The organism is Streptomyces beigongshangae (genome assembly GCF_019710745.1).
Taxonomy (GTDB): domain Bacteria; phylum Actinomycetota; class Actinomycetes; order Streptomycetales; family Streptomycetaceae; genus Streptomyces; species Streptomyces beigongshangae.
In genome coordinates this window covers 122,419-144,654 of the sequence record NZ_JAHKJW010000004.1, presented here as the reverse complement: position 1 = coordinate 144,654, position 22,236 = coordinate 122,419, and the positions used below count along the sequence as shown (strand labels likewise).

Genomic DNA, 22,236 nt, shown 5'->3' with positions numbered 1-22,236 from the left:
TTGATAAGTGGGCGGGCAGGATTCCGGCGCTCCGGTCCCTGCCCGCCCTGAAGGCCCGGACAACTCAGTCGGCAGCACGGAAGGGTGGCAGATTGTTGGGATTGTTCCGTTCGATCCAACCCTTTCCGTCCGCCGCGATTCCTTCCAGGAGACGGAAGGTGTGGATGAAACCAGCCGAATTGAGGTTTATTTCGGCGATCTCCTGGACGTTCTCGTCCGGTTCCAGTTGATGGGTGTCGGCGTCTTTGACGCGAATGTTCCTGGCCGGCCCGTTGGTGAGGACGAGCTCCAGGTCATAGCCCACATGAGTGCGTTCCGTGACCTGCACGGAGGACAAGGCGTCGAACCGGTAGTTGCTCCGCTGCTCGTCCCCGCGTTTTGCGTCGGCGAAATCGAATTCCGTACTGATTTCACGGACACCGTCCTGTGTGACCAGGAAAAGACGGAAGCTGTAGCGCGAGTACCGCCAAGGGCCGCCCTTCACACGCCCTCGCTTGTAAGGGCGTGCGGGTGTCACCAGAATGGTGTGGGTGATCAGGTCGCGCCAGGTGAGCTGATAGTGACGGAGCGCTTCGTCGACGAACAGCGTCTTGTCACAGGTGAGCCAGGTCTCCATTTCCAGCTCGGTGGGTCGCGTGGTGTCCAGGAAGGTTTTCCATTTTTGGTACGCGATTTGCCGAGCGGTCAGCCGCTCCTGATATTCCTGGGTTTCCTCGGCCAGTCGGTGCTCCTCACCCCGGGCCTCCAGCCACAAGGACGCAGCCGCGCGCCCGGACCAGACCGCACCGGCTGCGGCCAGGACGACCGGCAGCATCTGCGACGCGCCGACACTTGAGGCCGCTGTTCCGAACAGGGCCAGACCCGTGATGCCGAGAACGGTGAGGGCGACCACGCACAGCAACTTCGCCACCGCCGACGTCTGGGGGCGGTGATCGAACAAAGTACCCTCGTTGTGACGGTCCCGGGCGTCCTCGGCAAGGTAGCGGATCAGCCAGTTGACCCGGTCCACACTGATTCGGCTCTCGCGGTAGAGAAATGCGATCTCGGCGGCAAGGCTGTTGCGGATGTGGCCGGTATATCCGAGCCATTCGTACGAGGCGAATCCGTGGGGTACGCGGATGCTGAAGTAGTGATCGAACGAATGACGGACACGGTTGGTGAACCCGTCCCCGGCATAGGCCGGATCGCCCGTGTGCGGGACCTGGGACTCACGGTCCCTGGCCTTCCGCTGATGTTCCTCGTACCACCATCGGCGGCCGAAGCGAGCCGCGGTCACGCCCGCACCGAGCGCCACCAGCAACTCGACGACTGCCGCAGCCGGCTCCGCCACCAGCGCCAGAATCCAGAGAAGCCCGGTGACGACGACGAACAGGCCCGTTCGGACCGGAAGGGCCCCCCGAGCGGCAGGAGCGGTGCTCGGGCGGGGCGGCAGGGCCCGTGGCCCGATGGGATCGGGCTCGAAATAGGCCCAGACCCGTTGGACCCGGTCACTGCCGAAGCGAGCTGTCTCGGCCCGTTCGCGGTTCTCGACCCACAGGCTGTCCTTCAGCCCTCCGGTGAGGACGAGGTCGAGGTGGCGGAGGATCGCGTCACGCTGGTGGGACGACAGGGCGCGCAACCGCTCCAGTACGCGCCCTGTTCCGCCGTCCGCGGTGCTGAACATCGCCAGCAGCTCGAAAACGACACGCAGAGCGTTTTTCCACTCGCCCTCGGCGTAGGTCCGTACGAGTCCGGAAGCGCGGTGCAGCCGCTGGATCTCTTCGGTGCTGAGATCGTGGTAGCCGCGTGCACTGAGCATGGCAAGCACCCAGTGGAAACGGACCTCCGCGTTGTCGTGTCCGTGGGCGATCGCGTCACTGATCATTTCGCGAGCGCGGCTGGGGATGCCATCGGCCAGGAACCGCACACCGACCCTGTATTTTTCCTGAGGCGACGCGTCCGGATGGACGAAGTAGACGTTGGAATTGTGTACGGTCTCGGCCTGGATTCCGACGGTGGAGCCGTATGCGGCCGAATTGTTCGTCCCGCTGCTGCCGTCGTTCATGACAGGTCACCCGCCGCCACGACCAGTGGTGCCAGCCTGCCCACCAGCTCGGGCAACTCCGCGATCAGACCGCGCAGCCTCTTGAGTGCCATGGTCGCCCTCTTTGACGAGTCGGGAGTTTTCTCCCTTGCCGCCCGGCGGGCGAAGCCCAGCTCGGCCAGTGCCTCCCGGTAGGTGTCGTCGTCGAGAGCGCCCTCGGCGTGGTGACGCTTCAGGTGCCCACGGAACCCGTCCAGTTCCACGACCAGGTCCGCCGGGCCGGTCGCCTTCGGGTCCGCGTTCAAGTGAACGCTGCTCTCCTTGACCGAGCCGGCCATGATGCCGACAGTGCTGTTATGAGCGGTGTTGCTGACGTGCGCTTCGGCTCTGTCGGCCGTATGGGTCCGGTCTGCATGGGACATTGCTATCTGCTCCTGTTCCCCCACCAGTTCCGCAGCCAGCCGCGTGGCGAATGACGCCGCGTTCGCCGCGGCCCGTGGCTGCCGGTCACGATCCTTCGCACTGCTCTTCGTTCCGTCCGCCCGGTCGCTGATCCCGCGGATGATGGCCACCGGTGCCCCGTTGAGATGACCGGCCTGCGCCACACCGGCGGCCTCCATCTCGATCGCGAGCGCGTCGTTGTAGTGCTGCCGGATCCATCGCGCCTCGGCCGAGATCTTGGAGTTCTGTACGACCTCGCCGGCGGCGATCGCCCCGAAACGCACCTGCGGCGCGCGTCCACGGCCGGACGTGCCGTCGGCCCAGTCGTTCACGCGGGCCAGATGCAAGCCGAGCTGGCTGATGCCGTGCGGCGCCTCCCACACCCTGGGACGGGCCTTGAGTCCGTCGTCCTCGCTGGTCCCGCCGTGGTAGGCGTACACGTGTGTCGCCATCACCACGTCACCCAGCCTGGCGGTGTCCCACAGGGCACCGGCGACACCGACGAACAGGACGGCCACCGGCGAGAACTCCTGTATCGCGCGCTCAGCGATCACTGCGGCGGAATGATTCCCCTTGCCCGTCAGACCGAGCGCGACACGACATGAAGTGCCCTGCACGGTTCCCACCTCGAACCGCGTGCCACGCTCATGACGGTGCACCTGCGGACCGGCCAGTTTCCGGCGCACAGCCCGGTACTCGAGATTGAGGGCGGTGAGGATCACCACCAGGTCTTTCGACATCTATTCCCCTTCCTCTTCCGTGTCCTCCCCCGTCGTGGACGGCACGGGTCGGATCAGTGGTGGGAGCAATACCGCCCTCGGCCCGGCCCGGTACAGTCGCGCGGGCCGTCCTCCCGTGGTCCTGCGTCCCGAGCCGGCGGGGATGATGAATCCCTTCACGGCCTGAACTTTCCGGTAGAAATTACGAGTGTCGAGTTCGGTGCCCCAAACCGCCTCGTAGACCTGCTGCAACTCGGTTATGGTGAAAAGTTCTCCGCAGAATGCCGTGGCCAGTGCCGAGAATTCGAGCTTGGTACGCGCCCGTTCAATTCCGTCCGTCACGATCCGGCGGTGATCGAAGGCCAGTTCCACCTCACCGGACAGGACGGCTTCCGCGGGGACCCACGCGGCGTCCGTGGCATCCGTTCCCGCGACCGGCTCGGGAAGTCCGGGCGCGATCGCCAAGTGGGCCACGGAAACGACTCGTCCTCGTGGATCACGGCCCGCGTCCCCATAGGTGGCCAACTGCTCAAGATGCACCCACCCGGAGCCCAGGGCGGTTTCCTCACTCAACTCACGGTGGGCGGCGTCCAGGATCTCCTCACCAGCGTGATTGAGGAATCCACCGGGCAGTGCCGGCATGCCTTGAAAAGGATCCTCGCCCCGCTCCACGAGGAGGACACACAGCTTCCCCTCACGCAGCGTCAGGATCACAAGATCGACCGTCAGTAGCACAGGCGGGGGTGACCACACGTCAGCTTGCATGCAGGTCACGGTACTTGGGTTTCTGTCAGTTTAACAAGAAGGGGGGTGGAGATCATTGGCGGCGCAGGGCGAAGGCACGAGGACATGGAGGTGGGAGCCTCGGTTCGCACAGCAGCACTGCACAAAGACCGGCTCACCGGTCTGGTTCTGCACACCACCCGCGGCCGTCCCTCCCTCCCCGGGCGTGTGTCCGGGGCTCGGCCGCCGGCGGATGGGGCGGGCCGGCTCCGTCAAGCCGTGGGTTTCAGGGCGATGAGTCCCGGCGCGGTTGCCGGTCTGTATCTCCGACACGGCGTGACGCTGCACGGCGTCACGCGACGGACGCGGGTTCCGCGAACGAGGAGAGCAGTATGAGTGCCGACTACACCTTCGATGTCTTCTGCAGTCTCGACGGCTACGGCTCCTACGACAGCAACGGCGACTGGGGCGGTTACTGGGGCAAGCAGGGGCCCGAGTTCCTCGACCGCCGCCTCGCCCAGTACGCGGCGGAGCAGCGGATGGTGCTCGGGGCCAACACCTTCCGCCAGTTCGTGGAGATGCTGGGGCCGGGTGCCGCGAACTCCGCGGAGTTCGAGAGGAACGACCCGGTGAACAGCCGGATGAGGAACATGCCGACGACCGTGGTGTCGAACACGCTCCGGGGGCCCCTCGACTGGCCGGACGCCACCCTCGTCGGCGGGGACGCCGTCGATGTCGTCGCCCGGCTCAAGGAGGAGTCGGAGGTGCCGTTGCGCTCGCACGGCAGTCTGTCCGTGAACCGGGCGCTGATGGCCGCCGGTCTGGTCGACCGCGTCCAGGTGACGCTCTTCCCCGTGATCACCGGCCGGACCGGAACGGACCCGGTCTTCCGGGGAGCGGCCGACTTCGACCTCGAACTCATCGAGAGCGTGACGCTCGACGGCCGCATCCAGGAGCCCACCTACCGGCCCACCCCGCACAAGTGAGTCCGGTCGGGCCGACCGGCGCAGTCGGACCGACCGGCTTACGCGGTGTGCTTGCCGGCCCGGTGCGACATCCGGGCCAGCAGCAGGGCCCCTCCCGCCGCGGCTCCCACCGCGCCCGCGGCCAGGAAACCGCCGTTGGCGCGCCACGACAGCACCGACCACCTCGACTGCGCGGAGAACAGCGAACCCGTACTCAGCCACGACCCGGTCGAGATCAGGGACTGGGCGGAACCGATCGAACCGACCGACAGGGCACTTCCGATCGAACCGACCGACAGGGCCGAACCGATCGACCCCACGGACAGCACCGACCCCACCGAGCCGATCGACAGCACGGAGTCCTGCGACCACAACGACAGCACCGAACCGGAGGAGGAGCGACGACGGACCGGCCGTACGGAGAGCTTTGTCATGAGGTCATCTTGCCCGCTCGTCGTCCCGCGCCGGGAGCGGGCACGTCCGGTCAGTTGGTGAAGGTGATGTACTTCCAGGCGCCGTGCGTCGTCGAGTTGACCGTGTCGCCGGACGAACCGTTGATGTACGACGAGCGGATCCGGGCCCGGATGCCGGACTCGCCCGGCGCCCCCAGGGCGACGACCGACTTGCCGTTCGCCCCCAGGGCGACGTACTCGGAGGCCGAGTCGTACCAGGAGCCCTGGTAGTACACCTGGAGCTGGAAGCGCTGCTTGCGGCCGGTGTAGTAGTTCATCGTCGTCGTGAACACCGGGTCCGTGTTCTTGCGGAACCAGGAGTACGTCGTCGAGCCGATCTTGGCCGTCCTGTAGTGCTTGGAGACGGTGGTCGAGACCTTCGCGTGGGCGTACGCCGTCGAGGTCGCGGTCTTCGCGGCGTAGCGCGCGTCGCCCGTGAAGACCGCGGTGACGGTGGTGTCACGGGTCATGTCGACGGTCGCCGACAGGTTGCCCGCGGAGTTCACCTTGGCGGTCTTCAGCAGCTTCTTCGGCTTGTCGGAGCCGAAGGGGTCGGCGTAGATCGCGACGGTGCGGTTCTTGTACGTCGTCCCGAGGTGCGCGGTGAAGGTGACGTCCTTGCCGTACGTGTACAGCTTGCCGTTGTTGCCCAGGCTCAGCGCGGTCGCCTTGCGCGACACCTCGACCGCGTCGGAGACGGAGACGGCGGCGTGCTCGGCGTCGCCCGCGTAGGAGACCCGGTAGGTGACCTTGCCGCCGGCGGGCGGGGTGTCCGTGAAGGAGAAGCTGCCGTCCGCCTTCGTCCTGACGGCGGCCAGCGCCTTGCCGTTCGGGGACTCGACGTCCGTACGGGTCACGCTCAGGGCGGTACCCGCCGGGAGGGCCGACTTCGAGGTCAGCCTGCCGGTGACGGTGAGCTTCTTGGCGCGGTCCGACTTCGCGGGGGCCGACACCTTGAGCGTGGGCAGTTCCTTGGTGGGGTCGGCCAGGGCGCGCAGGGTGTACGTGCCGCGGGTGTTCACGGAGACCGCGAAGACCTGGCTCGCGTCCGGCGCCCAGGCGAGCGCTCCGTCCACCAGGGTGTCGGCGCCGCTGCTGTCACCGGTGTTGGGGAAGTCGTACTCGCGCACCGGCACCGCGTCGCCGGGCCGGTGGATGTGGACGTCGGGTTCGTACCCGGAGGAACTGCCGCCCGCGACGCTTCCGTCGGGCGCGACCCGCACCGCGTTCGGGTAGGGGTCGATGGGGTAGCCGGTCCGCTCGGTCAGGTCGGCGGCCGAGTAGGCGCCGATGCCGTAGCCGCGGTCGGGGGAACCCCAGGAGGTGAGGACCTGGCTGCCGTCGGGCGTCAGGTCCAGCTGCCGCACGGCGGTGTCCATGTCGCCCTTGACCCGCAGGGCGGCCCCGTCGGCCGAGACGTCGTACACGGCGAGGTCTCCGCCGTTGCCCGCCACGAGGACACCGGGGACGGCCGGGTCGGAGGCCAGGAACATGCCGTAGGCGCCGGAGAAGCCGACGTCGCCGCGCTGGGCGAGGTGGACGACGGGCTCGGCGCCGGAGATGTCGAGCGAGCCGAAGTCGGTGCCGTGGGCGAACCAGATCCGGCCGTCCACCACCTCCAGGTCCGCGGGGGCCGCGCCCACCGGGTAACTGGCGGTCCGGACGTACGTGTCCGTCTCCACCGAGACGATGCGGTTGCCGTTCCTCACGGCCGCGTAGACCTCCCCGGAGTCGGCGGACAGGGCGAGGCCCGTCACGCCGGGGAGCCCGGTCAGGGTCGCCTTCACGGCACCCGTGTAGTCCGTCACGACGATCTTGCCGCCGGTGGGGTCGGAGACGTAGACCCGGCGGTGGGCGCCGTCCACGACGATGTCCCCCACCGACGCCACCGGAAGGACCTTGGCGGCGTCGGCCGACGCCGGACCCGCCGCTCCGGCCGTCAGGACCGCGGAACCCAGGACGACCGCGAGCGCCGTCGCGATCGACGTGCTGCGTCTGTGCACAGTGATGGTTACTCCCACAGAAGATGCCCGGTACGCGCCGGGCATGGATGAGGCGGCCGCGCGTCCCCCTCGCGCCGTCAGAGACGCATGGACGCGGCCGAAGGTGCAGCGTATGGCATGCCAGTGACAACGAAGCCCGGTTTTCGGCGTCCTCGGCCGTGCGCGGCGGTGCCCGGTGGTGCACGGCCGCCCCCGGCCGCCGAGACCCCGTCGGCGAGGGCGCCGCTGCGGCTGCCCCTGCGGCTGCCCCTGCAGAACGGGAAGTCCGTCTTCCACGTGGCCCTGACCGCGGTCGGCGCGCCGCTCGGCCGCTGTCCGGCGTCGTTCGCGCGGTTCCCCGCGCCCTTGGGTACCTGGGTACTTGGGTACCTGGAGGACGGGGAACCGCGCGGTCCGCCAGTGGGTCAGCGGAGCTTTCGGCAGAAGAGCGCGTCGGGAGTGCGGGACGAGCCGATGCGGCCCGTGCAGGCGATGCCGGCCACGTACTCGTCGTCCGCGCACTGGCCCTTGTAGTGGCCCGTGGCGAAGTCACCCCCCTTGGGGGACGCGCCCCGGTCGTCCCCCCGGTCGAACCAGACCGTACGGCCTGCCGTACCCGTGATCACCCCGGACGGGGCAGCCGTGCACAGCGCGGACGAGACGGCCGCCCCCCGCACGCCGTAGCCGGACACGAACTGCCCGTCGGCGCACTGCAGCTTGGTGTAGCCGGAGGCCCAGTCGCCGCCCGCCTTCACATACCGCTCGTCCTTGACGACCTCGTACCCGCCGCCCCCGCCCGGCGCGTCCGGCAGCGGACCGGTGGTCACGTCGGAGCACAGGCCCCGGTTGCCCGTGTGGCCGAGACCGAGGAGCCGCTGCCCGTCGGGGCAGGCGGCCTTGCGCGCGCCGGAGTCCCAGTCGGGCAGCGCCCGCATCCGCCGGGACTGGACGAAGTCGCCGTGGTCGGGGCTGAGCATCGACCACTCCGCCACGGGGGCGACCCGGCCGGTGCGGCCGGCGGCTCCGACGAGCCGGGACCAGGCGGCGGCCCGCCAGTCGTCGCCGTCGTACGGGCCCATGCGGTTCCCCGCCGCGTCCCAGTGCAGCAGGGCCCAGCCGTTGCCGCGGCGGTTCTCGTGCCATCCGACGAGCGGCCAGTACGCGAAGTCGGCGTCGGTGCGGATCAGGTGGTCGACGAAGTTCCCGAACCACGCGCGCGGCTCGGCACCCGTCTCCTCCCGGCCGCCGACGCCGAACTCGCTGATCCAGACCGGGGCGGTGAAGTGCTGGTCCTGCCCGTCGGTGACGTAGAGGGCCTGGCGGTTCAGTACGTCGATCAGTTCTGCGGGGGAGAGGTCGCGGTAGCGGGGATCGGTGGTCTCGCCGGTGCCGGTCGCGCCGCTGTGGTTCGGGCCGGTGTAGTCGTAGAAGTGGGCCGAGTACACGAGCTTGCCGGAGTCGACGAGGGTGTGCGAGAGGGTGCGTACCGGCGCCAGGGTGGGGCGTTCGTGCGGGAAGCCGTCGACGGGGATGCCGGTCCAGTTGATGCCCTCGACGACGATGAGGAGGTCGGGGTCGGCCTCCGTCAGGATGCGGTCGCCCGCGCGCTGGGATGCGGCGAACCAGTCGTGGTCACCGCCCAGTCCCCAGTTCGGGTCGTCCCAGACGTTGCGGCGCACCTCGTTGTAGAGGTCGGCGCCGACGACGCGCTGGTTGTCCTTGTAGCGGCGGGCCATGAAGAGCCAGTCGTCCTCCCATGCCCGGACGGACTGGGAGGTGTTCCAGCGTTCGTTGCCGTCGACCCCGCAGCACCACCGGGTGGTGTTGGTGTGGTTGTTGAGGATCACGGCGAGTCCGGCGGCGGTGAGTTCGCGGACCACGGCGTCGTACACCTGGAGCGGGGTCCTGCCGCGCAGCGCGGGGTTGGCGGCGACCGCGTCGTCGGTGACCGGGCGGTCGTCGTGGACCATCTCGTTGGAGAACGGCAGCCGGACGCTGTTGATCCCGATCTCCCGGAAACCCGAGATGATCTCGGCCATCGGGGCCCGGTCCAGGCCGAGGGGGACGCGGCCGGAGTTCTCGCCCGCGTGGTGGTTGGCGTCCTCGTCCGCGCTGCCGGAGCCGTTCCAGGTGCCGCTGGCCCCGTGCCAGTTGCCCGACCGCAGCTTGAAGCGGTCGCCGTCCGCGTCGACGATCCACCGCCCCCGCGTGCTGAGCGGCGGCGTCCAGTCCTCGGCGGCCGGGCCGGCCTCCCGGGGAAGGCCGGCCGCGGGGGCGGCGGGGTCCGGCGGGGCCGCCGCGGCGGCCGCCGGGCCGGGGATCAGGGACAGCAGGAGGAACAGGAAGAGGAGGAGGAAGAGGAACAGGAGGAGGGGCAAGGGGGGCGAGGTCGCCCTGCCGGGGGATCCGCGCACGGTCACCGTCCTGATGACTGAGGGCTGGGTCCGGACCTGGGGCCGGAACCGGGCCGAACCGGGGCCGAACCGGGCCGGAACCATGACTACGTTGTCATGGCAGCGACATCATGAAGGACGGCGGTGACGCCGGTCCAGGCCCTCGGGAGGTTCAGGACACCAGGAGGTTCAGGACACCGGGTCCGGGGTCCTGCCGTGGCGCAGCGTGCGGGCGCACCAGCCGATGACCACGGTGTTGACCAGCGCCCCGAGAACGATGGAGACCAGGAACACCGAGGACCCGTCCGGCAGCAGCAGGAGCGGCACGATGCTGGTGGGCGCGGTGGCGAACAGCGGGATGACGCCCGCCATGGACCCGTCCGAGTTCTCCAGGAGCGCCCAGCCGAGCAGGACGGTGCACAGGCCCAGGTAGGAGAGGGCGAAGAGGTCGCTGAGCAGGTAACCCAGCCGGTGCGGAAGGGTACGGACGAAGGTCGGGATCTTGCTGCTCACGGGTGGTGTGCTCCTGGTTCTTCGACGGTTCGGTGTGGTCTGGATACCGGGTGTGGTCTGGATGCCCGGTGTGGTCTGGATGCCGGGTGTGGTCGGTATGCCCGGTGTGGTCTGGATGCCGGGTGTGGTCGGGGCGGCTGGGACAGGGGCCCTCACATGGGCGAGCCGGGCGGGTTCGGACGGGCGAGACCGAGGTCGTACGCGAGGATCGTCGCCTGTACGCGGTCCCGCAGGCCCAGCCTGCGCAGCAGCGCGTTCACATGGGACTTGACGGTGCCGACGGTGATGCCGAGTTCGTCGGCGATCTCCGCGTTGTTGAGGCCGGCCGCGATCAGGGCCAGGACGTTGCGCTGGCTGCCGGTCAGGCTGTCCAGCCCGTCCGGACCGCTCCCGGTCCGCGTCCCGGCGCCCGCCCCCGACGCGTAGTGGCCGATGAGCCGCCGGGTCGCGGACGGGGCCAGCACGCTCTCCCCGTCGGCCACCACCCGGATGCCCTGGAGCAGTTCGGCGGCGTACACGTCCTTGAGCAGGAAGCCGGAGGCACCCGCCCGCAGCGCGTCGAAGACGTACGCGTCGAGGTCGAAGGTCGTCAGCACCAGGACCCGGGGCGCGTCCTCGCGGCCGGTGATGATCCGGGTGGCGGCGATGCCGTCGAGCACGGGCATCCGCACGTCCATGACGATCACGTCGGGGGCCAGTTCCGCGGCGAGGCGCACCGCGGCCGCTCCGTCGGCGGCCTCGCCGACGACGGTCATGTCCTCCTCGGCGTCGATCACGGCGGCGAACCCCGCCCGTACGATTCCCTGGTCGTCGACGACCAGCACCCTGAGGCTCATCGCTCCCTCTCCCTCTCCCTCTTCCCGTCCCCGTTCCTGGCCTCGTCCCCCTCCTCGTCCCCGTCCCCGTCGTCCTGGGCGTCCAGGACGACGGGGACGCCCAGGACGTCCAGGGCGGGGGCGAGTGGCAGCCGGAGGCCGATCGTGTCCGGCCGGCCGGTGTCCAGGGTGCCGCCGAGCGCGGCGGCCCGGGCCGCCAGCAGCTCCCGTACGGCGGGGCGGGCGGCGCGGGGCACTCCGGTGGCGGTGAGGGTCAAAATATCCCCGTCGGCGTCGAGCTCCAGCACCGCGGGCTCGTCGCCGCCGGCCGCGAGAACGGTCTCGGCGGCGTGGTAGGCGGTCAGGTCGACGGCCGTGGGCAGCCGCTGCGGTACGCGGTCGGTCAGCCGTATCTCGACGTCGCGGCCGGTGGCCCGGCACTGGTGGGCGAGCAGGTCGAGGGCCTGCAGGGTGGGCTGCGGGCGCAGGTCGGGTTCCGTCGCGCCGTCGCGGACCGTGTCCAGCAGGGCGCGCATCGCGGCGAGGGCCTCCCGGGCGCGTTCGGCGGTCGCGTCGAGCCGGCCGGCCTCCGCCTCGGCGACCATGTCGGCGGTGCGGGCCAGCACGGTGGTCTCCAGGCCCGCGGCGATCCGCCGCCGCTCGGCCCAGGCGTCCCGCACGGCCTCCCCCGTCCAGACGGCGAGGCGCTCGTCCCGCGCTCCCCGGGCGGCCCTCTCCCGCCGCCCCCGCAGGGCACCGCCCCACAGGGCCCCGCAGAGTGCCGCGCACACCCCGGCCGTGGCCCCTGCGACGACAGCCCAGACGGGAACCGCCGTACCGCGTTCCAGCACGGCGGTGACGACAGCCGCCGCATGCACGACCACGCCCACACCCGCGAGCACCAGAAGGTTGCGGGGGACCGCGCGGCCGGTGCCCGCCGCCGCGCGGGCCGCCTGCGCGGCGAGTGCCGCGCCCGTGGCCAGCAGGCTCAGCGCGGGCGGCAGCACGACCGGCCCCGTGTAGTCCCCCTCGGCCATCGCCGCCGGCCAGAGCAGGGCCAGCCCCGACAGCACCACCTGAGCGGTCCGCGGCGCCCGGCGCAGCCACAGCAGCGCGACCACCTGGGCCGCGGCCAGCAGTGCGAAGAGCATGCCCACGGACACGCCGGCCCCGCTCGGCGCGTCCTCGGCCCGTATCACCAGCACCGGGAGCAGCGGCTGCAGGACCAGACCGGTGGCCGCCGTCAGCTGCGCGACGCGGTAGCTCCGCGGCACGGGCTGTTCCGCCGTCCCGGCCGAGCGGCCCGGCAGGACCGCACGCACCTCCCAGCCGCCCTCGGCCGTCGGACCGCTGGTCAGTGTGCCGCCCGCCTCCCGGGCCCGGGAGCGCAGGAAGCCCTGGCCTCGTCCGCCGCCCAGACCGGCCCCGTGCGCCACCGTCCCGGACGGCGGTGCCGCGCTGGTGACCACGACGTCCGTGCGGGTGTCGCCGTAGCGGCACAGCACCTTCGTGTGCGCGCCGGGCGCGTGCCGGGCCACGTTGGTCAGCGCCTCGCGCACGATCCCGTAGGCCGCGTCCGCGACGGCGCCGTCCGGCAGCGGGCCGATCTCGCAGTCCACCGGCTGGTCGAGGCGGCGGAACCCGGCGACCAGTTCCCGCAGCCGCTCCTCGGGGGAGGGCAGGTCCTCGCGGGAGGGTGCCGGCGCCCGTACGGCGCCGAGCGCCCGGGTCACCTCGCGGCCGGTCCCGACCGCGAACCGCAGTGCCTCGTCGGCCAGTTCGGGGCGGCGTTCGCGCAGTCCGAGGGCGGCGCCCGCCGTCACCACCACGGCCGTCAGGTGGTGGGCGCTGACGTCGTGCAACTCCCTCTCCATACGGCGTCGTTCGGCCGCCGGGAGCCGGTGGCGCTCGGCCTCGGCCCGCCGCAGCAGCCGTGCGGCCGTCCGCCGGACGCGCCTGGTCCGCCGTACGCGGAGGCCGGCGCCGCACGCGGTGGCGTACAGCAGGGCGGTCAGGACGAGGTCGAGTCCCTCGCGATCGCTGAGCCCGTGCAGGCTGATGCTCTGCAGCAGCTGCCAGAGGGCGAGTGCCACCACGCACAGCACGGTGGTGAAGGTGTCGCGCTCGGTCGCCACGGTGAACAGGGTCAGCGCGACGCCCGCGGTCCCGAGCACGGCCGTCGCCCCGGTGGGCAGCGGTCCGGCGCCCAGCGCGCAGGCGGCGGCGACCAGGACGAGGGTGGTCACCGGGCGGGCGCGGCGGAGGGCGAGCGCGGCCGTGACCGATCCCGCGACCAGGACGGCGACGAGGAGGGCGGACGCGGCCGGGACGGTCCCGCGCACGAGCGCCGCCCCGGGCCAGACCACGGCCTGGACGCAGAGCAGCAGGACCGGGAGCAGCCGGTCGTCGGCGCGGTCCAGGACGGGTCGCGGGGCGGGGCTCGGGGCGTGGCCCGGGGCAGGGTTCGGGGCGGGGCTCGGGACAGGCCCGGAGGCGGGGTCCGGGGCGGGTCCGGGGGCGGGTCTCTCAGCGGGGTTCATGACAGATCCAGGCTAGGTCCGCAGGTGAGGGGGGCGGCTCCGGCTGGAGATGGATTCGCGTCTCTTACCTGGGTTGCAGACGGGCGGGCCGCGGCCGACGCCCCGGGCACCCGTGGGCACCCGTGGGCACCCGTGGGCCCGGGCTCAGGGCCGCCGGACGAGGAGCGGACGCGTGTCCATCACTCCGGGTGAATCGGTGGAGGGTGTGCCGAGGGCGGATTCGTCACAGTGCGCAAAGTTCCTTCGCCCGGGCGTTCCCGCGGCTCGATCCGCTTGTGGGGCCCGCCGCGGCCCGGGCTTAATGGACATCGCGCAGCCACCCGCGGACCCGCTCCGGGAAAGGATCCGGCACGGGCGGCACATTCCTTCCGGGACATTCCCGGCACATTCCTTCCGGGACATTCCTTCCGGGGCCTCCCGGAGCACTTCCGTACCGCGGGAAACGCACCCCCGCCCCGTAACGGGGCATCGTCCAGGGCGCCCTGCTCCGCCGCGCCCGTCCGGACACCGGAAACACGAACTCTTTCCGTATCACGCAGATGAGCAAACGGGAGGGAACCATCATGAAGGCAGGACTCAGGAAGAGAATCGCGGCGGCGGTGGCGGTCGTGTCCGCCGCGGCCGCGCTCACGGTGAGCGCGCCCGGCTCCAGCTCCGCCGCCCCCGCCGCCACCCCCAGCCTGCGGGCGTACGGCATCACCGGGGACGGCACCCTGATGGCCACGTTCAAGACGGACAACCCGAAGGTGCTCGACTGGGTCCGGCTCGTCACCGGCCTCTCCGGCGACACCAAGCTGGTCGGGATCGACTTCCGGGCGCAGAACGGCCTCCTGTACGGCCTCGGCGACAAGGGCGGCATCTACACGATCACGATGCCGCCGGCCACCCCCGACGTGGTCGTCACCAAGGTCTCCCAGCTCAAGGTCGCGCTCTACGGCACGGTCTTCGACATCGACTTCAACCCGGCCGCCGACCGGCTGCGGGTGCTCAGCAACTACGGCCAGAACCTGCGGCACAACCTGAACGACGGCAGCACGGCCACCGACACCATGCTGAACTTCCCGCCCTCCACCACCGCGGCCCAGGGCGTGACCGCCGCCGCCTACACGAACAACGACCTGGTCGGATCCACCGGGACCACCCTGACCGACGTCGACACGCTCAACGACCAGGTCGTCATCCAGTCGCCGCCCAACGAGGGCAACCTCGTCCCGACCGGGCTCCTCGGCTTCGACGCCCTCACCGACGCGGGTCTGGACATCTACAGCGACCTGACCAACGGCAGGACGACCGCGAACACCGCCTTCGCCTCGCTCACGCCGTACAACGCCGGTACGCCGTCGCTCTACACCGTGAACATCTTCACGGGGGAGCCGACGCTCGTCGGCCAGTTCCCGCTGAACATCACGGACCTGGCCGTCTCCCTGACCGGAAGCTGATCCCTTCCCGGTCCACGAAACCGCTCCGGTCCACGAACCCGCCGCGGTCCGCACACCCGGACCGCGGCGGTCACCCGGACCGCGGCGGTCAGAGTGTGGTCGGTCCCGCCCGGACCAGGCCCGTCTGGTAGGCGATGACGACCAGCTGGGCCCGGTCCCGGGCGCCCAGCTTCGTCATGGCGCGGTGCACATGGGTCCGTACCGTCAGCGGACTGACCACGAGGTCCTCGGCGATCTCGGTGTTGGACCTGCCCTCCGCCGCCAGGGCCATCACCTCGCGTTCGCGCACCGTGAGCTCGGACAGCCGCTCGGGGGGTGCCAGGTGGCTCCCGGGCTCGGGGGACGTGAGGAAGCGGGTGATGAGCGTGCGGGTGGCGCCCGGCGAGAGCAGGGCCTCGCCCGAGGTCACGGTCCGCAGCCCGGCGAGCAGGGTGTCGGCGGTGACGTCCTTGCCGAGGAAGCCGCTGGCCCCCGCGCGCAGCGCCTGGGCGACGTAGTCCTCGGTCTCGAAGGTGGTCAGGATGAGGACGCGGGTCGCGGAGAGTTCCGGGTCGGCGCAGATGACCGACGTGGCGACGAGACCGTCCGTGCCCGGCATGCGGATGTCCATGAGGACGATGTCGGGGCGGTGCGCACGGGTCAGATCCACCGCCTCCGCGCCGTCGGACGCCTCGCCCACCACCGTCATGTCGTCGCAGGAGTCGATCAGTATCCGGAAGGTGGCCCGCAGCAGGGCCTGGTCGTCGGCCAGCAGCACCTTGATGCTCATGGCTTCTCTCCTCCTGCGGAACCGGCGGTCCCCACCGGGGCGGCGACCCCCACCGTCCCCGACGTCCCCGACCTCTCCGGTTGCTCCGGTTGCTCCGGTTGCTCCGGTTGCAACGGCAGCGCGGTGACGACCTCGAAGCCGCCCCTGGGACGCGGGCCCGCGCAGAGTTCGCCCCCGATGGACTGGGCCCGTTCACGCATCCCCATGACCCCGAACCCCCGGCCCGGCCCGACCGCGGCGGCGAGGGGGACGGCCGCGGGCGCGCCCCCGGCGGGCCCGTCGTCGGTGACCGTGATCAGGAGGCGGGAGGTGACGTACGTGAGCCGCACCTCCGCGGTCTCCGCGCCCGCGTGCTTGGTCACGTTGGTCAGCGCCTCCTGCACGATCCGGAACGCGGTCAGGTCCACCCCGGGCGACAGCGGCCGCGGCTCGCCCTCCGTGGTCACCGTGACCGCGACCCCCGCCGACGCGCACGCCGCGACCAGGTCCGGCAGGCAGTCGAGGCCGGGGGACGGCTCCAGCGACGGGCCGGCCGGGTCGTCGCTCCGCCGCAGCAGCCCGAGCGTCGCCTTCAGCTCGCGCAGCGCGGAGGACGTGGTCCCGGTCAGGTCGTCGAGGATCTTCCGCGACTGCTCCGGGTTGCTGACCGCGAGATGGGCGGCGGTACCGGCCTGGGCGTTGGCCAGCGCCAGGTGGTGTGCGACCACGTCGTGCAGTTCGCGGGCGATGCGCATGCGCTCCTCGGTGACGCGCAGCCGCGCCTCCTCCTCCCGCGTGCGCTCGGCGTGTTCGGCACGGGCCTGCACCGAGGCCAGGTAGGCGCGCCGCAGCCGGGTCATGTTGCCGGCGGCGAGCGGCAGCAGCAGCCAGAAGAAGGGCCCGATCGTCCTGAGCAGCAGGGAGAGGCTGTCCATGGAGTCGGAGACGGCGTACACGACCGTCAGCGGCGCCGCGACGGCGATGCCGTAGACACGGGTGGTCCTGGCATCGGTGAGGGTGGCCAGCCAGTAGAGCGCGGCCATCACGGGTGCCAGCAGCAGGGGGGTGAGCAGGTATCCGAGGGTGACCGCGACCACGGTGCAGCCGGCGGTCACGACGACGGCGGTACGCGGATACCTGCGGTACTTGAGCAGGGCGAGGCAGGAGACACCCATGAGGACGATCGCGGCCCGGTCCCGGTCGGGCGGGTCGGCGCCGGGCAGGGTGAGGTTGCTGCCCATGACCGCGCAGCCCGTCAGCGCCAGCACCAGCACCCCGTCGAAGGCGTGGGGATGGCGGTCCGCGTACTGCTCGAAGCGGTCCGTGTAGCGCTCCAGGCTGCTGGACATCGGTCTCTCCGGGGTTTTTCCGGCGGGCTGTGCGGCGGGTTGTGCGACGGGCCGTGCGGCGGACTCCGTGGTGGGCGGCCGGGACTCCGTGGTGGAGTCCCGGCAACCCGCCGTGTCCATCGTGGACGCTTCCGGGTGCGTACGGCCGACGGGGCCGCCCGTGTCGTTCGTCACGGGCGGCCCCTGCCGCGGGGAGGGCGCGGCCGTCTCAGGTGCGTCTCAGGTACGGGTCAGGTGCGGGCCACTTCCAGCTCGGCCGTGTCGGAGGGGGCCGGGGCCGCGGCGGGTCCGCGGTTGAGCGCCTCGCCCTCCACGTCGACGCGGGGCAGCAGCCGGTCCAGCGCACGCGGCAGCCACCAGGCCCGGTGGCCGAGCAGGGCCAGGACGGCGGGCACGATCGCCATCCGTACGACGAAGGCGTCGAAGAGGACGGCGGAGGCCAGCCCGAAGCCGATCATCTTGATCATCGGGTCGCTCTCGCCGATGAACCCGGCGAAGACCGCGATCATGATCAGCGCGGCGGCCACGACGACCCGGGCGCTGTGCTTGAACCCGCTGACGACCGCCTGGTCGGGCGACTCCCCGTGGACGTACGCCTCCCGCATCCGGGAGACCAGGAAGACCTCGTAGTCCATGGCCAGGCCGAAGACGATGCCCACCAGGAAGATCGGCATCAGGCTCATGATCGGCCCGGTCTGCTCCACGCCCAGGATCCCGGCGCCGTGGCCCTGCTGGAAGACCAGGACGACCACGCCGAGGGAGGCCAGCACCGACAGGAGGAACCCGAGGGCGGCCTTCAGCGGGACGAGCAGGGAACGGAACACCACCATCAGGAGCAGGATCGCCAGACCGACCACGATGACCAGGTACGGGACCAGGGCCGCCTGGACCTTGTCGGAGATGTCGATGTTCAGGGCGGTGGTGCCGGTGACCTCGAAGGTCGCCCCGGTCCCGGACTCGACCCCGGGCCGCTCGCCGCGGATGGTCTCCACCAGGTTCGTGGTCCTCTCGTCGGTCGGCGCGGTGGCGGGCACGACCGAGAACACCGCCGTGTCACCGGCCTCGTTGAACTGCGCCGGGGAGACGGACACGACGCCCTTCGTGGCGCCGATCTCCTCGGCGACCGCCTCCACGGCGCCCTTGGGGTCGGAGTCGCCCTCGGCGTCCACGACGATCGTCAGCGGGCCGTTGAAGCCGGGCCCGAAGCCCTCGGCGAGCGCGTCGTAGGCCCGGCGTTCGGTGGTGGAGGTCGACTTCGCCTCGTCGCCGGGCATGCCCAGCTGCAGATCGGTCATCGGTACGGCGAGGGCGCCGAGGCCCACGACCCCGAGAAGCAGCACGGGTACGGGACGGCGCAGCACGAACCGCGCCCAGCGGGTGCCGCCGTTGGCCTTGGCGTCCCGGGGACCGCGCTCCTGCGGACCGGCCCCCTGCTCGGCGCGGCCGCTCCGGCGGGCCCGGCGCGTGAGCACGGCGTTCGGCCAGAAGCCGAGGAGTGCGGGGACGAGCGTCAGCGCGATCAGTACGCCCACGACGACCGCGCCCGCGGCGGCCAGGCCCATCTTGGTGAGCATCGGGATGCCGACGACCGCGAGCCCGGCGAGGGCGATGACGACGGTGAGTCCCGCGAAGACGACGGCCGAACCCGCCGTACCCGCCGCGAGCCCGGCCGCCTCCTGCGGCGTACGGCCGCGGGCGCGCTCCTCCCGGTAGCGCGAGACCACGAAGAGGGCGTAGTCGATGCCCACCGCGAGGCCGAGCATCATCGCGAGGGTGCCGGTCGTCGTGGACAGGCCGAGGGTGCTGGCCAGGGTCAGGATCGTGGCCATGCTCACACCGACGCCGATCAGGGCGGTCAGCAGCGGCAGCCCGGCCGCGGCGAGGGATCCGAAGGTGACCAGCAGGACGACCGCGGCCATCGCGACGCCTATCAGCTCGGCCGCTCCGCCCGGTCCGCCCTCGGCCTCCATCGCGGTGCCGCCGGCCTCGACGGTCAGCCCCGAGTCGCGGGCCTCGACGAGGGTCTCCTCCAGCTGGGACCTGCTGGCGTCGGTCAGCTCGCTCGGTCCGACCTTGTAGCCGACGGTCGCGTACGCCGTCGTGCCGTCCTTGCTGACCGCCTTCGTCGTGAAGGGGTCGGCCACGCTCGCGACCTGTGAACCGTCGGCCAGTTCGGTCACCGCCTCCTCGACGGCCCGCCTGTTCCCGGCGGCGGTGACCTTCCCGCCGTCCGGTGCGACGAAGACGACCCGGGCGGTCGCGCCGTCGGCCGACGTCCCGGGGAAGCGCTCCTCCATCAGGTCGAACGCCTTCTGGGACTCGATGCCCGGCATCGAGAACTCCTCGTCGGCGGCGGCGGGGGCCTTGATCGCGCCGAGGCCGACCGCGGCCAGGACGGCCGCCCACACGAGGGCGACGTACCAGCGACGCCGGAAGGCCAGACGGCCCAGTCGATAGAGAAAAGTAGCCACGGCAGAAGGTCTCCACATCTGGTGCCGAATGTCCGTCCAGGCTGTCCGGTGGAGGGGTGTCCTGTCGTCGTGCGGCTGCCGACACATTCCGCTACTCGGATTGCAGTAGCGGCGGGTCCCGGGGTCCGCCTGGGGAACGACGGGGGACGCTTCCGTCTCCGACCCTGGTCTTGCCCGGCCGGTCCCGCCCCGGTGCGGCCCGATCGGCCGTCGTCGCTCCGCCGCGAGACGGCGCGCCAAGTTACCGAAACGTAACCACTCTGCCGCTACCGCGAGTAACTTACCCATAGGTAAGTTCCGACCGGACCGCTCCCGTACCCGCGCCCCGTGCGCCGCTCCGCCCGCCGCCCCACAGGAGGTCCGCCATGCCCGCACGCAGAAGACTGCTCGCCGCGGCAGTCACCGCCGCCGCCTGCCTCGGCACCCAGGCACTCACGGCCACCGCCGCCCCGGCGGCGGACGAGGTCGTGTCCCGGGGCGTCACCATCCCGGCGTTCTACAACCCGCCCGCCACCCTGCCCGCCGCGAACGGCACGCTCGTCCGCAGCGAACCCCTCCCGCTGGCCCTGTCCCTGCCCAGCCTCCACGGGCCCCTGCCGGGCACCGCGACCCGGCTGATGTACAAGTCCACCGACTCGAACGGGAAACCGGTCGCGGTCACCGGGGCGTACATCGAACCGACGGCCCGCTGGAAGGGCGACGGGCCGCGGCCCCTGGTCGCGGTGGCGCCCGGCACCCTGGGCCAGGGCGACCAGTGCGCCGCCTCCATGGGCCTCGAACACCCGCTGCGGTTCAACGGCGAGACGGTCTCCGTCGGCTACGAGGACATCGCGATCTACCGGCTCCTCGCGAAGGGGACCGCCGTGGTCGTCACCGACTACGCGGGCCTGGGCGCCACGGACCGGCTGCACACCTACGTCGACCGGGTCGACGAGGCCCACGCGGTCCTGGACGCCGTGCGCGCGGCCCGCTCGGTCGCGGGCGGCTCGGTCACCGCCGGCTCCCCGGTGGGGCTGTACGGCTACAGCCAGGGCGGCGGGGCCACGGCCGCCGCCGCGGAACTGCAGTCCTCGTACGCCCCCGACGTCACCCTCTCCGGAACCTACTCCGGCGCGCCGCCCGCCGACCTGACCTCCGTCACCGGGGCCATCGACGGCAGCGAGCTGGCCGGGGCGCTGGGCTGGTCGCTCAACGGGTTCCTCCAGTCCGACCCCGAGCTGAAGCCGATCGCCGAGGCCCATCTGAACGCGGCCGGGAAGGCGGCCCTCGCCGATCTTTCCACCATGTGCGTCGGGGACGCCCTCTTCGGCTACGGCTACACCAAGAGCACCGAATGGACGAAGGACGGCCGCACCCTCGCCGACATCGTCGCCGCCACGCCCGAGCTCAAAACGTTCCTGGACGGCCAGCGCATCGGCAGGCTGAAGCCGTCCGGTCCCGTGCGGCTCGCGACGGGCACCGCCGACAACCTCGTCCCGCACGGTCAGGCCCGGGACCTCGCCGTCGACTGGTGCCGCAAGGGCGCCGACGTCACCTACAAGCCCGTCGTCCTGCCGAACGCCGGCAGCGCGCTGCTCAACCACTTCGCCCCGCTGCTGACGGACCAGGGCAGCGCGGTCGACTGGCTGACGGACCGCCTGTCCGGCAGGCCCGCCACGTCCAACTGCGGCTCCCTGCCGCTCCGGCCCTGACCCGCGGTCCTGACCCGCGGCCCTGCTCTCCGGCCCTGATCCGCGGCCCGCACCTTCCGGGGTGGGGGGTTGTGACACACGCGACTCCACCACCCGGGCACGCCCGGCGCCGCCCGTCGCGGTCCGCCGCGGCCCACGCACGGCGCCGGCGGCGGGACCCTTGGCCCGCAAGGGCCCCGCCGCCCGCCGTGCAGAAACCATGCGTCCCGGCACAGTCAATATCTGTGCCCGTCGGATAAGAATTGGATCCGGCGCGCGATGAATATTACTTACGCGACAGGCCGGGCCGGTTTTTCGGACCACGCGCCGCCGATCCCACCGTGCTACTGTCGATCTCAGTTGCAGTTGTGGTTCCCGAAAATCTTGCAGGTGTCCCCACCGGTTCATTCGGGTGGGGATCCTTTATGGCTCCGGTTGTTTCCGGAGGGGTGATCATCACGGCGACACGGAGTACACGCAGTGTGCACTCCGAAGCACCGCCCCGAAGGAGAAAAACATGGCTTCCGGTACCGTGAAGTGGTTCAACAGCGAAAAGGGCTTCGGCTTCATCGAGCAGGACGGCGGCGGCGCCGACGTCTTCGCCCACTACTCGAACATCGCCGCCCAGGGCTTCCGCGAGCTGAACGAGGGCCAGAAGGTCACGTTCGACATCGCGCAGGGTCAGAAGGGCCCGACGGCCGAGAACATCGTTCCCGCCTGATCGTCGGCACGCACTTCGCAGCTGGGGCCCGCACCTTGGGGTGCGGGCCCCAGCTCGCTGCGTTCCAGCCGCGTTCCAGGGGATTCGCTCCCCGCTCCCCGTCACCCTCGCCGCCCTCGCTCACTCGTCGAGGTCCCCGGTCCGAGTCCGGATGACAATCCTCCGGAGCGTCCCGCGCGCATTCCCGCCGAATCGATCCATCGACCGATTCGGCTCCCTTTTTCTTCGGCTCGTTCTTGCAATTCCCTGCGTTGCTCGTTCTTCGCGGGAAT

At 71.2% G+C, this 22,236-nt stretch carries 16 protein-coding genes; 4 read left to right on the top strand and 12 right to left on the bottom strand.

Going from position 1 to position 22,236, the window contains the following annotated elements:
- Positions 1-64: 64 nt before the first annotated feature.
- From KM933_RS04610 to KM933_RS04600, 3 genes are read right to left on the bottom strand one after another with little or no spacing between them, the layout of a single operon-like run.
- Entirely contained in the window at positions 65-2,044 is a 1,980-nt protein-coding gene (locus KM933_RS04610) for a hypothetical protein (protein WP_221348487.1), read from the bottom strand.
- Positions 2,041-3,204, bottom strand: a complete 1,164-nt coding sequence (locus tag KM933_RS04605) for a 5'-methylthioadenosine/S-adenosylhomocysteine nucleosidase family protein (protein WP_221348486.1) — start codon at positions 3,202-3,204, stop codon at positions 2,041-2,043. Before KM933_RS04605 ends, KM933_RS04610 begins: the two co-directional genes overlap by 4 nt.
- Positions 3,205-3,948 carry an NUDIX hydrolase gene (locus KM933_RS04600; protein WP_221348485.1) on the bottom strand — a complete coding sequence of 248 codons (744 nt, stop codon included), beginning with the start codon at positions 3,946-3,948 and terminating at the stop codon, positions 3,205-3,207.
- A gap of 350 nt (positions 3,949-4,298) precedes the next feature.
- On the opposite strand from KM933_RS04600, the gene KM933_RS04595 reads away from it, so the two are divergent.
- A complete protein-coding gene (locus KM933_RS04595) occupies positions 4,299-4,892 on the top strand; it encodes a dihydrofolate reductase family protein (protein WP_221348484.1) in 594 nt (197 codons plus the stop codon).
- A 38-nt stretch (positions 4,893-4,930) separates the two neighbouring features.
- Here the strand turns inward: KM933_RS04595 and KM933_RS04590 are convergent, their stop codons facing one another.
- The 6 genes from KM933_RS04590 to KM933_RS04565 form a co-directional block, all read right to left on the bottom strand.
- Positions 4,931-5,305: a hypothetical protein gene (locus KM933_RS04590; protein WP_221348483.1), complete on the bottom strand. Its 375-nt coding sequence runs from the start codon at positions 5,303-5,305 to the stop codon at positions 4,931-4,933.
- Positions 5,306-5,355: 50 nt separating this feature from the next.
- On the bottom strand, positions 5,356-7,326 hold the full coding sequence (locus KM933_RS04585) for a YncE family protein (RefSeq protein ID WP_221348482.1): 1,971 nt from the start codon (positions 7,324-7,326) through the stop codon (positions 5,356-5,358).
- A 404-nt stretch (positions 7,327-7,730) separates the two neighbouring features.
- Complete coding sequence (locus KM933_RS04580; protein ID WP_430727282.1) at positions 7,731-9,671, bottom strand: glycoside hydrolase family 5 protein; 1,941 nt, start codon at positions 9,669-9,671, stop codon at positions 7,731-7,733.
- A gap of 216 nt (positions 9,672-9,887) precedes the next feature.
- Entirely contained in the window at positions 9,888-10,211 is a 324-nt protein-coding gene (locus KM933_RS04575; protein ID WP_308013253.1) for an SCO4225 family membrane protein, read from the bottom strand.
- Positions 10,212-10,363: 152 nt separating this feature from the next.
- Positions 10,364-11,047 carry a response regulator transcription factor gene (locus tag KM933_RS04570; RefSeq protein ID WP_221348481.1) on the bottom strand — a complete coding sequence of 228 codons (684 nt, stop codon included), beginning with the start codon at positions 11,045-11,047 and terminating at the stop codon, positions 10,364-10,366.
- A complete protein-coding gene (locus KM933_RS04565; protein WP_221348578.1) occupies positions 11,044-13,446 on the bottom strand; it encodes a sensor histidine kinase in 2,403 nt (800 codons plus the stop codon). Before KM933_RS04565 ends, KM933_RS04570 begins: the two co-directional genes overlap by 4 nt.
- Positions 13,447-14,129: 683 nt before the next feature.
- Between KM933_RS04565 and KM933_RS04560 the strand changes: the two genes are divergently transcribed.
- Entirely contained in the window at positions 14,130-15,005 is an 876-nt protein-coding gene (locus tag KM933_RS04560) for a DUF4394 domain-containing protein (protein ID WP_221348480.1), read from the top strand.
- A gap of 88 nt (positions 15,006-15,093) precedes the next feature.
- Here KM933_RS04560 and KM933_RS04555 read toward each other — a convergent pair whose 3' ends face one another.
- From KM933_RS04555 to KM933_RS04545, 3 genes are all read right to left on the bottom strand, one after another.
- Positions 15,094-15,774, bottom strand: coding sequence for a response regulator transcription factor (locus KM933_RS04555; protein WP_221348479.1), 681 nt, complete (start codon positions 15,772-15,774; stop codon positions 15,094-15,096).
- Entirely contained in the window at positions 15,771-17,102 is a 1,332-nt protein-coding gene (locus KM933_RS04550) for a sensor histidine kinase (RefSeq protein WP_221348577.1), read from the bottom strand. The genes KM933_RS04555 and KM933_RS04550 overlap by 4 nt, the downstream gene beginning before the upstream one ends.
- Before the next feature lie 230 nt (positions 17,103-17,332).
- On the bottom strand, positions 17,333-19,573 hold the full coding sequence (locus tag KM933_RS04545; RefSeq protein WP_221348478.1) for an MMPL family transporter: 2,241 nt from the start codon (positions 19,571-19,573) through the stop codon (positions 17,333-17,335).
- A 365-nt stretch (positions 19,574-19,938) separates the two neighbouring features.
- On the opposite strand from KM933_RS04545, the gene KM933_RS04540 reads away from it, so the two are divergent.
- Positions 19,939-21,264 carry an alpha/beta fold hydrolase gene (locus tag KM933_RS04540; protein WP_221348477.1) on the top strand — a complete coding sequence of 442 codons (1,326 nt, stop codon included), beginning with the start codon at positions 19,939-19,941 and terminating at the stop codon, positions 21,262-21,264.
- A gap of 496 nt (positions 21,265-21,760) precedes the next feature.
- The gene (locus KM933_RS04535) at positions 21,761-21,964 is read left to right on the top strand and encodes a cold-shock protein (RefSeq protein ID WP_149511095.1); all 204 of its coding nucleotides are present in this window, start codon (positions 21,761-21,763) and stop codon (positions 21,962-21,964) included.
- Positions 21,965-22,236 lie beyond the last annotated feature (272 nt).